The sequence below is a fragment of the Microvirga soli genome (assembly GCF_016734765.1).
GTDB classification, from domain to species: Bacteria; Pseudomonadota; Alphaproteobacteria; order Rhizobiales; family Beijerinckiaceae; genus Microvirga; species Microvirga soli.
Map to the genome: position 1 here is coordinate 1 of NZ_JAERQE010000002.1, position 14110 is coordinate 14110.

A 14110-nucleotide genomic window follows, 5' to 3' on the forward strand; every position below is an offset into this window, starting at 1 on the left:
AGCAGCCCCACCTCGTCGCGGCGCTCCGTGCCCGTGACACTCACGTCCAGATCGCCCGCAGCCAACCGGCCCATCGCAGACGTCATGCCATTGAGGGGGCGTGTGATGCCGTAAACTGTAATCGCACCAAGAATGGCGATGGCCAGGGTCAAGCCGACAACGGATGCGATGATCAACTCGGCAGAGGTGAACGAAGCCAGTTCAGCTGCATCGCGCTTTTCCTGCTCCAGGGTCGCGGCATTGGCTGCGGCAAGCTCGTTGAGGGCCTGCGAGGCCTTCTGGCGCATGTCACGTCCTTCACCATTTGAGAGCTTGAAGGCTTCATCGGCTTCGTTGAGCTGGGCATGAGCGATGGTTCGGCCCATGATGGCAAAATAATCTTCGACAATCTTCTTCAGCTGCTCATTGCTCGCGCGGCGTTCCGGTAATTCAGACAGCGCAATCAGGGCATCAAGGCCCTTCAGGGCTTCCTCCTTGGCCTGCCGGAAGGCCTGCTCAAAGACGGCCATCTCCTGGAAGCGCGTCTCGATGATCAGGTTCTTCTCCTGGACCGCCGCCTCGCTGACAGAGGCCTTGATGTTCAGCGCCATGCTGCGTCGGGCCGCGTGCACGTCGACGATCTGCTGGGTCTCCTCGGCAAGAGTATCCAGACCGGCTTTGGCAAAAATGATAAGGCCAATTGTGACAGCCATCATCACGATCACTGGAATGGCCAGCTTCGTAATGATCTTGAGATTGTTCAAAGCGCGCATCGATTTTCAATGGCCTGCCCGCATGGCCGCGGGAGGCGCGCGCCCCCACGACGCGCTTATCCAGGCTGCGCAGTTGTAGCCGGGAATATTAACCTGAGCTATTACGGTTAATACCTAGTGGTGAAGTAAGTTTTTCTTAATGTCTTTGAAACTAAAAGCAGAGACAAAGATCAATTTACGAATTGTTAAGAGTCCGCATCCTGAACACCGCTTCTGCCTAGAGCACCACGATGCCGGAGTGCTTGGCCTTGTTGTCCGGCTCCACATGAATCGTGATGAGCGCGTCCTCGACGGCGGACTTGAGGGCCCGTTCCAGCCGGTCGCAGATGTCGTGGGCGTCTGTGACGCTCATGGCGCCCGGCACCACGAGGTGGAAGTCGATGAAAGTCATCCTGCCTGCATGGCGCGTGCGCAGGTCGTGCGCTTCGATGGCACCTTCCGCATTCAGGGCGATGATCTCGCGCACGCGGACGAGGGTCGTTTCCGGCAACGCCTCGTCCATGAGACCGCCGACGCTTTCCTTGATCAGTCCCCAGCCTGACCAGAGAATGTTGACGGCCACCATGGCGGCAAGGGCGGAGTCGAGCCACGCCCATCCGGTGAGCGGCACGAGCAGGAGGCCGATGATCACCACCGCCGATGTGACCACATCGGTGAAAAGATGGCGCCCATCTGCCACGAGCGCGGGAGAGCGCAGGCGGCGTCCGTAACGGATCAGGGCCCACGACCATACCGCGTTGATCACGCTGGCGCCTGCGTTGATGGCGAGCCCCTGCATGGGCGCATCCATCACCTTCGGGGACAGGAACCCGAAATAGGCCTCCCGCAGGATCGCAAGAGCCGCGACGATGATCAGCACGCCTTCGAGGACAGCCGAGAAATACTCGACCTTATGATGGCCGTAAGGATGATTGGCGTCCGCCGGTGCGGCGCTCAGGCGAACGGCCAGGAAGGCCGCCACCGCCGTCACCATGTTGATGATGCTCTCCAGCGCGTCGGAATAGAGCGCAATGCTGCCCGTGATGTAATAGGCGGCATATTTCAGGACGAAAACAACGGTTCCGACGAATATGCTGCCGATGGCAAGTTTTTGAATCTTGTCCATGGCGCGACACTTGAAAAGATGGCGGAGAGGGAAACGACGCGACCTTATAGAGCTTGTTTCTTTAAGCGCAAGAACTTGTTTTTACTTGCTAATCGTTTGCAAAGTCATGATGAGCGCCAAAGCGGTAGGGTGAATGTCAAGCCTGTTTCGGAAACAGGTCGTCTCACTTTTTTCCAAGCTGCATCAAGCCTTGATGTGAACCTCCAGGAGGCGTCACTCAGGAATCGCCGCCGCCTTGGCCATCAGCTTCTTGTAATAGATCGACAGGGGCGGAGAGAGCGTCTGGCACTGTTGGACGAGAGCCAACGCTTCGGCCCGCTTGCCGGCCCCGATGGTGTCGAGAAGGGTGGGATGCAGCTCCGTCAGTTGCGCAAGCGCCGGATCCTTCTGGCGCTGCTCGACCGGCGCCACGATGGTGAAGATCGCCGATTTCTCGCTGCGCCCTTTCACGGCGATTCGGTCGAGTTCGATCAGCACGAAATGCTCCTGCAGGGCCTTTGCCGTGGCAGGACCCAGGACGATCGAGACGCCGTATTCCTTCGACAGGCTTTCCAAACGTGAGGCGAGGTTCACCGTATCGCCCAGCACCGAATAATCGTAGCGCCAGCGCGAGCCCACATTGCCCACCACGCAGTCGCCGGTGTTGATGCCGACGCCGATGGCAAAACGAGGAGCGTCCTCACCCTGCTCCTGCTGCAGCTCCGCGTTGAGGATGTTGACTGCCTCCAGCATGCGCAGGGCGGCGCGCGCGGCCTTCAACGGATGGTCCGGGCTGGGCAAGGGCGCGTTCCAGAACGCCATCACGCAATCGCCGATATACTTGTCGATGGTGCCGCCTTCCGCCAGCACCGCCTCCGAGAGCGGATCGAGCAGGCGGTTGATGAGAGTGGTCAGCCGCTCCGGCTCGTCCTTCAGCTTCTCCGACAAGGTGGTGAAGCCGCGCACGTCACAGAACAGGATGGACAGGTTGCGGCGCTCGCCGCCGAGCTTCAGGGCGCTGGGATCGCGGGCGAGCTGTGCCACGAGATCCGGCGACAGGTAGCGCGAGAAAGCCTCCGACACGGTGCGGCGCAGATGCCGCTCGCGGGCATAGTCGAGACCGAACCGCGCTCCGAACACAGCCAGCGCTGCGGCCGCGGGTAGAGCGGGTGGCGCCCAAACCCGTCCGAAGCGTAAGAGAGCCCAAGCCCCGACGATGAAGAAGGCGAGCACGAGAGCTGCGGATAGACCCGTGCGCCACGTCATGCCTTTTGTGGAGAATGCAGCGGCCAGGAAGGCCGCGGCAATGACGAGGATCACCATCAGCGGGCGCGAAACCGGGAGCACGTAAAGGCCGTGGCGGAGATTGTCGAGAATGTTGGCCTGCACCTCGACGCCGGGCGTGAGCGTGCCCTCGGTCAGAGTATAGGGCGTGGGAAAAGCGTCGGGGGTGCCGATATCGGCGGAGGTCGCCTGCTTGAGGCTCAATCCCACGAAAACGATCCGGTCCTTGAAAAAGCCGGGCGGCAGGAAATTTGCTGGATCCAGCGCCTGGTAATAGGACACGCGAGGATAGGTGTAGGCCGGCCCGATGTATTGGATCAGCGCGCCTTCGGGAGCAGCCGGTTTCGGTTCCCCCATCAGGCGAAGGGCCTCGCCGGCAAAACTGTCCCGCAACTCGGGCATGCGGCGCAGGTAAGCATCGCCGTCGAGGTGGACCGAGGCGACGCCCGACGCTGCGCCCGTATCCAGGAACGGATCGAGCGGGCTGACGCGGGTGACCTGAACGCCCTGGTTCAGCATCGTGGTGACATCGTCCGCCGCCAGCACCACATCCGGGCCGAGCGCCGTGGCGAGGGCCGTATCGGCTTCCTCCGTGGTGGGGTCGGCAAAGATGATGTCGATGGCGATCACCTTCGCACCGGCCGCGCGCAAGCTCTCGATCAGTTTCGCGTGGATGTCACGGGGCCAGGGCCAGCGCTGGGCGATCTCGCCGATGGAGGGCTCGTCAATGGCGACGATCACGGCACCGGGCTCAACAGGCAGCGGAGGGGCGATCACCGAGAGCAGATCGTAGAGCCGCGCCTCGATGAGGCGCATGGGCTGGAAGAAGAACACGAAGGGGATCAGCAGCGCTGCGATGATCCCGGCCATGGCGAAGTGGCGCCAGAGAGGCTCTCCGCCGCCATGGTCGCGTGTCGTCTCGGGACCCTTCACCTCAGAACCTGGCCTTCACGCTCGCTTCGATGGTGCGCCCCGGCCCGCGAATGTCGGGGGCCAGCTCGAAATCCTCGTCGAGCATGTTGAGCACGCTGAGGCCGAAGAGCAGGCGGCGATCCGGGGTCTCCCAGGTCAGCGCCGCATCGGCCGTCCAGTAATCGTCGATGTCACGCCCCTGCAGGTTGCCCGTGATATCTCCCAGGTAGGTTCCCGCGAGAGTGAACTTGAGGCGGCTCGGATGGACGAAGGTGACGCCCGCCCGCACGAACTTGCCGGCAATGAAAGGCACGTCGGCCCCCGGTGCCTCCTCGGAGCGAATTTCCGACGAGATCGTCCCGATGGTGCCGAACACGCCGATGCCGTGGGTCAGCCAGAGGTTGGCCGTTGCAGCAAGCCGATCGACACGCGCCTTGCCGATGCCGATGTCGTCGAAGCTGTAGGCAATCGGGAGATTCAGGTTCTCCGCATCCTGGCGCTGATACTCGACTGCAGTGAAGACGTAAGGTGACCATTCCGCGTCCCAGCGGAAGGCCAGGGTTTTGGTTTCCCCGCCGAGCTGGATGGGCAGGGCATTCGGCACCAGGCCGACCGTAGTCACGGGCGCCAGGGTGAACGGGATGGGAGATCCGGTGTCCTGGCGGTAGGCCGCACGCAGCCATTGCCCCTCGAAGGGCGAGATGCCGATTCCGACGCGCGGCGAAATCGCATCATCGACAGGCTGGTTCGCGACCTTGACCGTGCTGTGCTCGATGCCCGCCTGAGCCTCGAGCCAGTCGAAGGGGCGCCAGAGGACGTCAGCGTAGAGGCGCGTCGTGCGGAAGCTCGCGCTCGACTGATCATCGATGTCTTCGAAGTCGAACGTGTCCGTGGCGATGTTGTAGAGGAATGCGCGGCCCGTGTTGCGGGTGATCGTCCGGCCTTTTTGTGCCTCGAAGCCGTAATGCAGGGTCAGGTCCCCGAAGCCGATCATGTGGGACAGGGCGGCCGAAGCGCCCTCAACCCGCGTCCGCGTCCAAGTGTTGCCTCCAACAACGAAGCCGGGGTTGAGTTCGGCATTCGCGGCGTTCGTGTAGCTGCGGTCGATGGCGTTGATGCCGAAGACGGCACCGGTCAGGACGTTGCGGTCGCTGAAGCTATGGCTCCAGCCCGCTCCACCGAGCACGGCGGCATTGTTCTGCGTTCCCTCGACAAAATTGGTCGGAGTGTTGATCGTGGCGATGGCCGGATCGTTGTTCGCGCCGGCGCCGAACACGAGGAAGCGGTCGGTGGCCGAAGGCGCCATGCCGACGAAGAAGGAGCCGCTATCGGCATTCTCCTGGTCGATGAGATCGCGCCCGTTGGTCTTGAGGCGGTTTGCCGTGATGTTGAATGAGGTCGGAACCGGCTCGTTCGAGAAGCCCTGCACCGTTGCGTCCGCGCCCCAGCCGAAGCGTCCATTGTGGTGCAGGAGCGAGCCGCCGACCTCCGCGTCGACAAAAGGTCGGCGATAGAAGTCGGGCCGCCCGATGCGCCCGGAGACAGCCAGCGGATCGAAGAAGAGGCCCTGGATGGTGAGGTTGAGCGCCGAGAGATCGACGCCCACGCCGCTCTCGATATTCGAAACGTCCGGCCGGCCCGTCACGAGGCCGGGGCGCTCCACCGCCGATTGGTCGAAATAGCTCGACGCCTCGAAAGGATCGAACACCCGGTCGCCGTAGAAGCGGGACCACTCGTTGAGGTTCAGGAAGCGATAGGCTTGGGCCGGGTAGGAACCGCCATCCTTGTTGATGGCAATGCCGGCGAAATCGCCGCCGCGCTGACGGTAGCGGCGCAGGGTCTCACGAGCCGCGAGTACGGCCTGATCCGCCTGATACTGATCGATGGCGATGCCCGTGCGCACGCTCGAGACGGCCGGGTCGTTCGGATCGAGCCGGTCCGCGTTGTCGAGAGCCTGGATGGCCAGGTCGTCGTCGCCGTTCTGGTAATAGGAGGCAGCCGCCAGCAGCAGGCCCTGCGACAGGCCAGGATTGGCGGCAGAGCCCGCGAGAATGGCCTCCAGGCCTTTAACTGGGTCGCCTTTCTGCATCAGGTAGCGGCCACGGGCGAGATAGGCCACGTGGTAGCCGGGATCGAGAGCAAGCGCCTTGTCGATCATCGCGCCCGCTTCCTCGACCCGGTACTGGTCCAGCAGGAAGATCGCCAGGTTGGCGTAGGCGACCGGGCTGAACGGGTCTTCCGCAATGGCGCGGCGCATGGCTTCTTCAGCGGCAAGCGGACGGTCCCGGTCGGATTCGAAAAGCCCGAGCGTGTTCCAGAGGGCGGAATTGCCGGGCGCGATCTCGACGGCCCGGCGCAGGGCCTCGACCGCCGCGTTGACCTCGCCGTCGATGTCGCCGCGAATGTTGCTGTCGGCGGCGATCACCTCGGGATGGTCCGGGTCCAGAGCCTTGGCTCTCGCAATGGAGGCCCGCATCTCCTCGCGTCGGTTCAGCGCATAGGCCACCGTTGCGGCCGTCATGGCAATCCGCGCATCGTTCGGGAAGCGCTTTTCCGCTGCCTTCAAGACCTCGGCCGCCGCATTCAGATCCTGCTTGAAGGCGACCACATAGGCATGCGCCAGGGCCGCGAACGGATCGGTGCCCGGAGCCTTGGGCTCCGTATAGATCCGGTTCGGATCGGCCAGCGACTGGGTGATGTAGCGCCCGTAGGACGCGAGCACGCGCCGCTTGGGGTCAAGATTCCGCTCAGCTTTCGCGAACAGGGAAGCGGCCTCGGCCCAGCGATGCTGCGATCCAAGAAGGGCCGCTTCCACCATGTCCGCGCGGGCGCGCTGTGCGGCGCTCATGCGGCCGCTGCGCGCCTCGGCGAGTGCTTGCGCGGCAACAGTCCTGCCGTCATAGGACGGAGCGATCTCGGCGAGGGTCAGCCAATCCTCGACGCTGCGGGCCTGCGGCGGAATGGCTTTGATCCTGTCGCGTTCCGCTCTCAAGGTCGGCCCCGTCAGGGGCGTGGTCGAGAGGGACGAGAACGTCTCGCGCAGGCTCATGTAGAAGAGCATCTGCTCGCGGTCGTTCGAGTTCGTGATCACGAATTTTGTCGGAGCCTGCCCGATCGAAGCGACGGCGCCCTCGCCCTGGCGGACCGTCACGGAGCCCTGGGCGTTGGTGAGCTCGACCACGCCCTCGAGCACGATGAGAGAGGTTCGGCCTCCTTCGACCGTCAGAGACCAATCCGTGCCGCGGATCGCCGCAACGGCCGCGGGTGTCTTGACGTCGACGCCGGAGCCGCCGCGGGCTGCGCGAGCCCAGATGTTGCCGGCCTGTAGGCTGAGCTGGGTGTTGCCGGCCTGGCCGCCGGCCACATCATTGACTGTCAGGGTCGAGTTGCGGCCGACACGGATCTGAGTCTGATCGGAGAACAGGATCGCGAGATTGCCGATCTCGTTGGTGCGCAAGGTGTCCCCGCCGACGACGCTCTGCTGGATTTGGGCCGCGCGCCACAGGTCCTCGCGCACGAAGCGCATTTCCTCGCCGCCCTTGGCAGCCACGATGGCGCCTGCTGCGGGAGCCTGGCGCGGCAAGGGGGACTGGGCCTGTGCATTGGCAAGGCAAAGCGCCAGGGCGCTGGCCGCAGCCAAAAACCTGAAGGGTCGAGGAGACATGAATGAACCGGCTTATTCGAAAGGATACCTGCTTTAACGTTACTTCAGCTTAGCAGGAAGGGCCTAGGATCAAAGTCGATTCACATCAGCGACGCTGTGTTTTGGAGCACAGGGTGAACGATTGCGGCATATGCGCCACAGATATGGCTGTGAGTCGCGACGATAGGGCCGTATCAGGCGGTTTTGCCGCGCGCCATGATGAGCTTCTGCTTCAGGTCGTGCTGAGCAAAGGGCTTCTGCAGGACAGGCCTGTCGCGGAAGGTGTCGCGGATCCCGGCGCTGCCGTAACCCGTGGAGAACACGAACGGAATCGAGCGCTGTGCCAAAGCTTCCGCCACCGGATAGATCGGCTCCCCGGCCACATTCACGTCGAGGATGGCCAGATCGACCTGCTCGCGGGATACGGCCTCAAGGGCCGCAGACAGCCGCGCCGCCGGACCGATCACCTCGCAGCCGAAATCGAGCAGCATGTCTTCCAGAAGCAGGGAAATCGCGGCCTCGTCCTCGACGACAAGGATTCGCAGGCCATTGAGATCGCCGTCGCTCATTACGCTATCGGTCACGGTTTCGCTTTCTTTCAGGCAAGGCGCTGGTAGATTGTTTCCCAGAACACGGAACACATGCCCTGGATATTCTGGACTTCAAGCCTTGAGACTCAGACGCTTCTATCACTTTTGCGTCTCCATGCAAAAGAACCTGACACTGCCCTGATCCATGATATCATTATAGAACAGGATCATAGGGCCAGAGAGGCCCCGTGCCTAGATCCGGAACCCTCTTAAGGCGATGGGCTGACGTGATAGGAAAACCCAGAATTCTCAAGGCCTTTCGGCTCCTTGCATCCCTCGGCGTCCTTCTGACGCTGTCGAGTGCGCCAAGCCTTGCTCACGGGCATAACCCCATCGTCGTCGCCTCGAAGGCAGATACCGAAGGCGCCCTGCTGGGCAGCATGATCGCCCTTGTGCTGGAACGGGAAGGAATCCCTGTGGAGACCCGCCTTCAGCTCGGGCCGACCCAGCTGGTCCGCAACGCGATCCTTCAGGGGGAGATCGACATCTATCCCGAATACACGGGCAACGGGGCGTTCTTTCACGGCCTCGAAAGTGAACCGGCCTGGAAGGCGCCGGCCTTGGCCCATGAACTGGTTAAGCGCCTAGACGCGGAGCGGCACCGGCTCGCCTGGCTCGACCGCGCTCCCGCCAACAACACCTGGCTCATCGCCGTGAGAGGTGATCTCGCCCGGCGCTCCAACCTCGCCACCATGGATGATTTCGCTCAAGCCGTCAGAGCGTCCATGAACCTGCGGCTGGCGGCCTCCGCCGAGTTTGTCGAGAGTCCGGCGGCGCTCACCTCCTTCGAGACCACCTACGGCTTTCGCTTCCCCCGGGACAGGATCGCGGTTCAGACCAGCGGCAACACCATGACCACCATGCGGGCGGCGGCGCAGAGCATCGGCGGGGTCAACGCCGCCATGGTCTATGGTACCGACGGAGCCATCGCCACCCTGGACCTTGTGGTCATGAAGGACACGAAGGGCGCCCAGATCGTCTATGAGCCCGCTCCGGTGGTGAGGGCCCAGGCGCTGGAGCGCTTTCCCAACATCTCGAAAGCCTTGAACGGGGTCTTCGCCTCGCTCAGCACGGCCAAGCTTCAGGCCCTCAATGCGGAAATCGTGGTCGACGAACGGCCGGCCCGGGATGTGGCCGAGCGTTACCTGAACCAGCTTCATCGCCGTCCGGGAGGGTAGGTGCCCGTATGCCCTCTTGCGGAAGCCAAGGCTTGTCCTGAATAATCGACGAATGTTCTCGCGTCTTCTCAGTCATCCTCCCGCCTGCGCGTCTGCCTGGAGCCGCCACCATGCCTAGGCGGCGATCCAGGGCACCCATCCTCATCGTCCTGCACCAGGAGCATTCGACCCCAGGTCGGGTCGGACGCCTGCTCCTGGAGCGCGGCTATCCCCTCGACATCCGCCGTCCCCGCTTCGGCGATCCGCTGCCGGAGACGCTGGCAGGGCACGCCGGCGCCGTCGTGTTCGGCGGGCCGATGAGTGCCAACGATCCGGACGATTTCATCAAGCAGGAGATCGACTGGATCGAGGTGCCGCTCAAGGAGAGCAAGCCTTATCTCGGCCTCTGCCTCGGTGCGCAGATGATGGCCAAGCACCTGGGCGCGGGCGTCTGGGCGCATCCCGAAGGCCGGGCCGAGATCGGCTATTACCCGCTTGTGCCGACACAGGCGGGCGAAGCCTTGAGCACCGATTGGGGCGTGCCCTGGCCGAGCCATGTCTATCATTGGCACCGGGAGGGGTTCGACTGCCCTGCGGGTGCCGAGACGCTTGCCACCGGCGACGACTTCCCGACGCAGGCGATCCGGGTGGGCGAGAAGGCCTTCGGCCTCCAGTTCCACCCGGAGGTCACCCACGCCATGCTCTGCCGCTGGACCGTGGTCGCCGAGGAGCGCCTGTGCATGCCGGGTGCCCAGGACCGGATCCGCCAGCTCGAAGGCCGCTACCAGCACGACCCGCATGTCTCCCGCTGGCTCGACCGCTTCCTGGATCACTGGCTCGACGAGAGGCGCTAGGAGCCATTCATGACGCCTCCCGTTCCGACCAGTGAGCGCCTGTGCTTCCATCCTTGGGAGGCGGAAGACTTCCCACTGTTCGCATCACTCCACAGCGACCCTGAGGTGCAGCATTTCCTGCAGATGGGCGATCCGCCGTGGGACGACGCGTATCTTCGGGCCAAGTTCGAGAGCTTCCGGGCCGATTATACGAATAACGGTTGGACCAAGTTCAAGGTCACCGACCGGCAAGGGGCATTTCTCGGCCGTGCCGGTTTCGGCTGGTTTCCGGAAACCGATGAACTCGAACTCGGCTACACCTTCAAGCGCCATCTCTGGGGCCATGGCCATGCGACCGAGGCGGCTTGCGCGCTGCTCGACTGGATCTACAGGGCCAAGCCCGTCGATCATGTCATCGGCTTTGCGGTGGCCGAGCATGCAGCCTCGCGCCGGGTGCTCGAAAAGGCCGGGATGTCGTTTGCCGGCATCAGGGATGTCGATGGCATCCCCAACGCCTTCTATCGTCACGACCGTCCGATCTAAGGCGCTTCGGCCTCATGTCGCATCGAACTCGAAAGGCGACACGCCGCGCTTCATCTCGTCCACGATCAGCGCATGCATCAGGGGAGGCGCGGCGCGTTGCGGGCAGGCGACGCGGTCGCACAGGCGGCAGTTGATGCCGATGGGCGTGGCTTCGGCGGAGGACAGGTCGAGGCCGCGCGCATAAACGAGGCGGTTGGCATATTTCAGCTCGCAGCCCAGTCCCACCACGAAGCGCGGATCGGGCGCGCCCCAGGGGTTGAAGGCGCGCTTGACCGTGCGCGCCATGGAGAACCAGCGCGAGCCGTCCGGCAGCTCGACGATCTGGGTCGCCACCTGGCCTGGCGTGCGGAACGTGGAGTGCAGGTTCCAGAGCGGGCAGGTGCCGCCGAACTGCGAGAAGGGAAAGCGGCCGGACGAGAAGCGCTTCGACACGTTGCCGGCCGAATCCACCCGCACCAGGAAGAAGGGAATGCCCCGCGCTCCGGGGCGTGCGAGCGTCGTCAGGCGGTGCGCCACCTGCTCGAAGCTCGCACCATAGCGGGCGCCCAGCACCTCCACGTCGTAGCCTAACGCCTCCGCGGCCGCGTGGAACTTCGCATAGGGCATCATCAGGGCGCCGGCGAAGTAATTGCCGAACGAGACCCGCAGCAGCCGTCGGGCCGGGCCGTCCGCCGGCTCCAAGCGCGCGGCGAGCGCATCGATGGTCTCGCGCATTTCGGCGAAGGCCAATTGATAGGCGGCCTGGAAGGTCCTGCCGGAAGGGTCTACCAGTTCGGAGATCAGGAGCTGGCGCCGGTGATGGTCGTAGCGGCGCAGGGCATCCGGCATCACGTCGATGGGCATCACCCGCACCCGGATGCCGTGCCGGGCGTGCAGGCGCTCGCCGATGGCAAAGAACAGGTCGTGCCCGCTCGATGCGAGTTCCGAGGCCAGGGCCTCGGCCGCCTCGTCCAGCTCCGGAAAATGGTTCTTGGCCTCGTGGATCAGCTCCCGCACCCGGTCGACCGGGTTGACCTGCGGGGCGTCCTCGGCCCGGTCGCGGTCGTTGAGATTGGGCGTCACCGCCTCCCGGGCGCCGCGCATGGCCTGATAGGCGCGGTAGAGGCGGTTGATGGCATCCACCAGGGATGGCGCGCTCTCCACGGTCTCGCGCAGCTCGAGCCGGGCCACCGGCGTCGACCGGAACAGCGGATCGGCAAAAACCTCCTCCAGCTCCGTGACCGTGCGTCCGTGATCGTCGTTGGCGAATTCGCGCGGGTCCAGCTGGTAGGCATGGGCGAGGCGGATGAGCACCTGCGCGGTGATCGGGCGCTGGTTGCGCTCCATCAGGTTCAGGTAGCTCGGTGAGAGCCCGAGCTCCTCGGCCATACGGGACTGGCTCAGGTTGAGGTCCCGCCGCAAACGCTTCAGGCGGGGGCCGACGAAAAGCTTTCTGCTCTCATCCATGTTGTAAATCTTTTTACAAGTTTACAGGAGGTGGTTTGTCATAGCTTTACAGGGCCACTTTTCTTCGCAATTCCATCGTTGAAACAAAAGCTTCTTCAAGGATTATTAGAGGAACGCACCCTGCTGCATTGCATCAATACTGGCCTGCAGGGGAGTTTTGTCAAGGAATGTAAAACAGAAGGATAAGCCATGACCGCCCAAACGTCCCCGGGTTCGCTGCACGACCTGATCCCCTCCGCTCCCGAGGGCCGCTTTGATGGTGTGAGCCGTCCCTACACGGCCGAGGACGTGCTTCGCCTGCGTGGCTCCTTCCCCATCGCCCATACGCTCGCCGAGCGCGGCGCGCAGAAGCTGTGGCAGCTGCTGCACGAGCGTCCCTATGTCCACTCGCTCGGCGCCATGACGGGCAACCAGGCCATGCAGATGGCCCGTGCCGGGCTTGAGGCGATCTATCTGTCCGGCTGGCAGGTGGCCGCCGACTCGAATGTCGCCGGCGCCATGTATCCCGACCAGTCGCTGTACCCGGCCAATTCTGGTCCCGAGCTGTGCCGGCGCATCAACCGCACCTTCCAGCGCGCCGACCAGATCGAGCACGCCGAGGGCGGCGCGCAGCGGGATTGGTTCCTGCCCATCGTGGCCGATGCGGAGGCCGGCTTCGGCGGCCCGCTCAATACCTTCGAGATCATGAAGGCCTATATCGAGGCGGGTGCCGCGGGCGTGCATTTCGAGGACCAGCTCGCCTCGGAAAAGAAGTGCGGCCATCTCGGCGGCAAGGTGCTGATCCCGACCTCGGCGCACGAGCGCAACCTGATCGCCGCGCGGCTTGCCGCCGACGTGATGGGGACGTCCACCCTGATCATGGCCCGCACGGACGCCGAATCCGCCAAGCTCATCACCTCGGACGTGGACGAGCGCGACCGCCCGTTCATCGAGCCCGACAGCCGCACGCCGGAAGGCTTCTATCGCCTGAAGGACGGCACCGGCCTCGACCACTGCATTGCCCGTGGCCTGGCTTACGCGGAACTCGCCGACCTCCTGTGGTGGGAGACCTCGCACCCGGATCTCGACGATGCGCGCAAGTTCGCGGAAGCGATCCACAAGCGCTATCCGGGCAAGCTGCTCGCCTATAACTGCTCGCCGTCGTTCAACTGGAAGAAGAAGCTGGACGACGCCACCATCGCCAAGTTCCAGCGCGAGCTCGGCGCCATGGGCTACAAGTTCCAGTTCGTGACGCTCGCCGGCTTCCACCAGCTCAATTACGGCATGTTCGACCTGGCGAGCGGTTACCGCGACCGTGGCATGGGGGCCTATTCCGAGCTCCAGGCCGCCGAGTTCGGCGCGGAAGCGAGCGGCTACACCGCCACTCGTCACCAGCGCGAGGTCGGCACCGGCTACTTCGACAAGGTCTCAGTGGTGATCACCGGCGGCAAGTCCTCCACGACCGCCATGGCCGAGTCGACCGAAACCGCCCAGTTCCAATCCGCCACCAAGCTTCAGGCAGCCGAATAGACTTCAACATCCCCAAACCTTTGCACCAACGGAGAACGGCAATGAATACATCACGTTTCTGGGTTGTCGGCGGCGAGTACACCTCCTGCGACTGCGAAAAGATCGTCCAGGGCACCGAACGGGTCGTCGGCCCCTTCGAGAGCCGCCATGAGGCCGAGCGCACCTGGCGCACTCTCTCCGAGGATCACCGGCCGCAGGCCCAGGTCCGCTTCACCATCGCCCAGGAGCCCCCGTCGGTCCTGAGCGCCTAAAGAGGCCACTGGAGGCGCTCATGGCCACCCTGCCGGAGGATGATGTCCTCCGGCGGGATCTTTTGTGAAAACACGAAGTTTTTATCCTCCCGCTGCAATCTTCTTG

General features: G+C 63.8%; 11 protein-coding genes. 5 read left to right on the forward strand and 6 right to left on the reverse strand.

The genetic code is table 11. The annotated features are described in order from the left end of the window. The 5 genes from JKL45_RS01810 to JKL45_RS01830 all read right to left on the reverse strand — a co-directional run. On the reverse strand, positions 1–752 hold a 752-nt coding region (locus tag JKL45_RS01810), incomplete at its 3' end, for an MCP four helix bundle domain-containing protein (RefSeq protein WP_201859409.1). A 217-nt stretch (positions 753–969) separates the two neighbouring features. After that, on the reverse strand, positions 970–1857 hold the full coding sequence (locus JKL45_RS01815) for a cation diffusion facilitator family transporter (protein WP_201859410.1): 888 nt from the start codon (positions 1855–1857) through the stop codon (positions 970–972). 213 nt (positions 1858–2070) lie between these two features. Then, positions 2071–4053 (reverse strand): CHASE2 domain-containing protein, encoded by a 1983-nt coding sequence (locus tag JKL45_RS01820; RefSeq protein ID WP_312896896.1) that lies wholly within the window; start codon positions 4051–4053, stop codon positions 2071–2073. A gap of 1 nt (position 4054) precedes the next feature. Then, positions 4055–7696, reverse strand: a complete 3642-nt coding sequence (locus JKL45_RS01825) for a FecR domain-containing protein (protein WP_201859411.1) — start codon at positions 7694–7696, stop codon at positions 4055–4057. Positions 7697–7869: 173 nt separating this feature from the next. After that, entirely contained in the window at positions 7870–8244 is a 375-nt protein-coding gene (locus JKL45_RS01830) for a response regulator (protein WP_201859770.1), read from the reverse strand. 248 nt (positions 8245–8492) lie between these two features. Between JKL45_RS01830 and JKL45_RS01835 the strand changes: the two genes are divergently transcribed. From JKL45_RS01835 to JKL45_RS01845, 3 genes are all read left to right on the forward strand, one after another. Further along, positions 8493–9443, forward strand: a complete 951-nt coding sequence (locus JKL45_RS01835) for a glycine betaine ABC transporter substrate-binding protein (protein ID WP_376770994.1) — start codon at positions 8493–8495, stop codon at positions 9441–9443. 110 nt (positions 9444–9553) lie between these two features. After that, entirely contained in the window at positions 9554–10276 is a 723-nt protein-coding gene (locus tag JKL45_RS01840; RefSeq protein WP_201859412.1) for a glutamine amidotransferase, read from the forward strand. A 9-nt stretch (positions 10277–10285) separates the two neighbouring features. Beyond that, entirely contained in the window at positions 10286–10798 is a 513-nt protein-coding gene (locus JKL45_RS01845) for a GNAT family N-acetyltransferase (protein ID WP_201859413.1), read from the forward strand. 12 nt (positions 10799–10810) lie between these two features. Here JKL45_RS01845 and JKL45_RS01850 read toward each other — a convergent pair whose 3' ends face one another. Continuing rightward, positions 10811–12244 carry a helix-turn-helix domain-containing protein gene (locus JKL45_RS01850; protein WP_201859414.1) on the reverse strand — a complete coding sequence of 478 codons (1434 nt, stop codon included), beginning with the start codon at positions 12242–12244 and terminating at the stop codon, positions 10811–10813. Between the two features lie 189 nt (positions 12245–12433). Here JKL45_RS01850 and aceA point away from each other — a divergent pair, with 189 nt between their 5' ends. After that, positions 12434–13753: an isocitrate lyase gene (aceA, locus tag JKL45_RS01855; RefSeq protein WP_201859415.1), complete on the forward strand. Its 1320-nt coding sequence runs from the start codon at positions 12434–12436 to the stop codon at positions 13751–13753. 41 nt (positions 13754–13794) lie between these two features. Further along, entirely contained in the window at positions 13795–14004 is a 210-nt protein-coding gene (locus JKL45_RS01860; protein WP_201859416.1) for a DUF4170 domain-containing protein, read from the forward strand. The last annotated feature ends 106 nt before the right edge of the window (positions 14005–14110 follow it).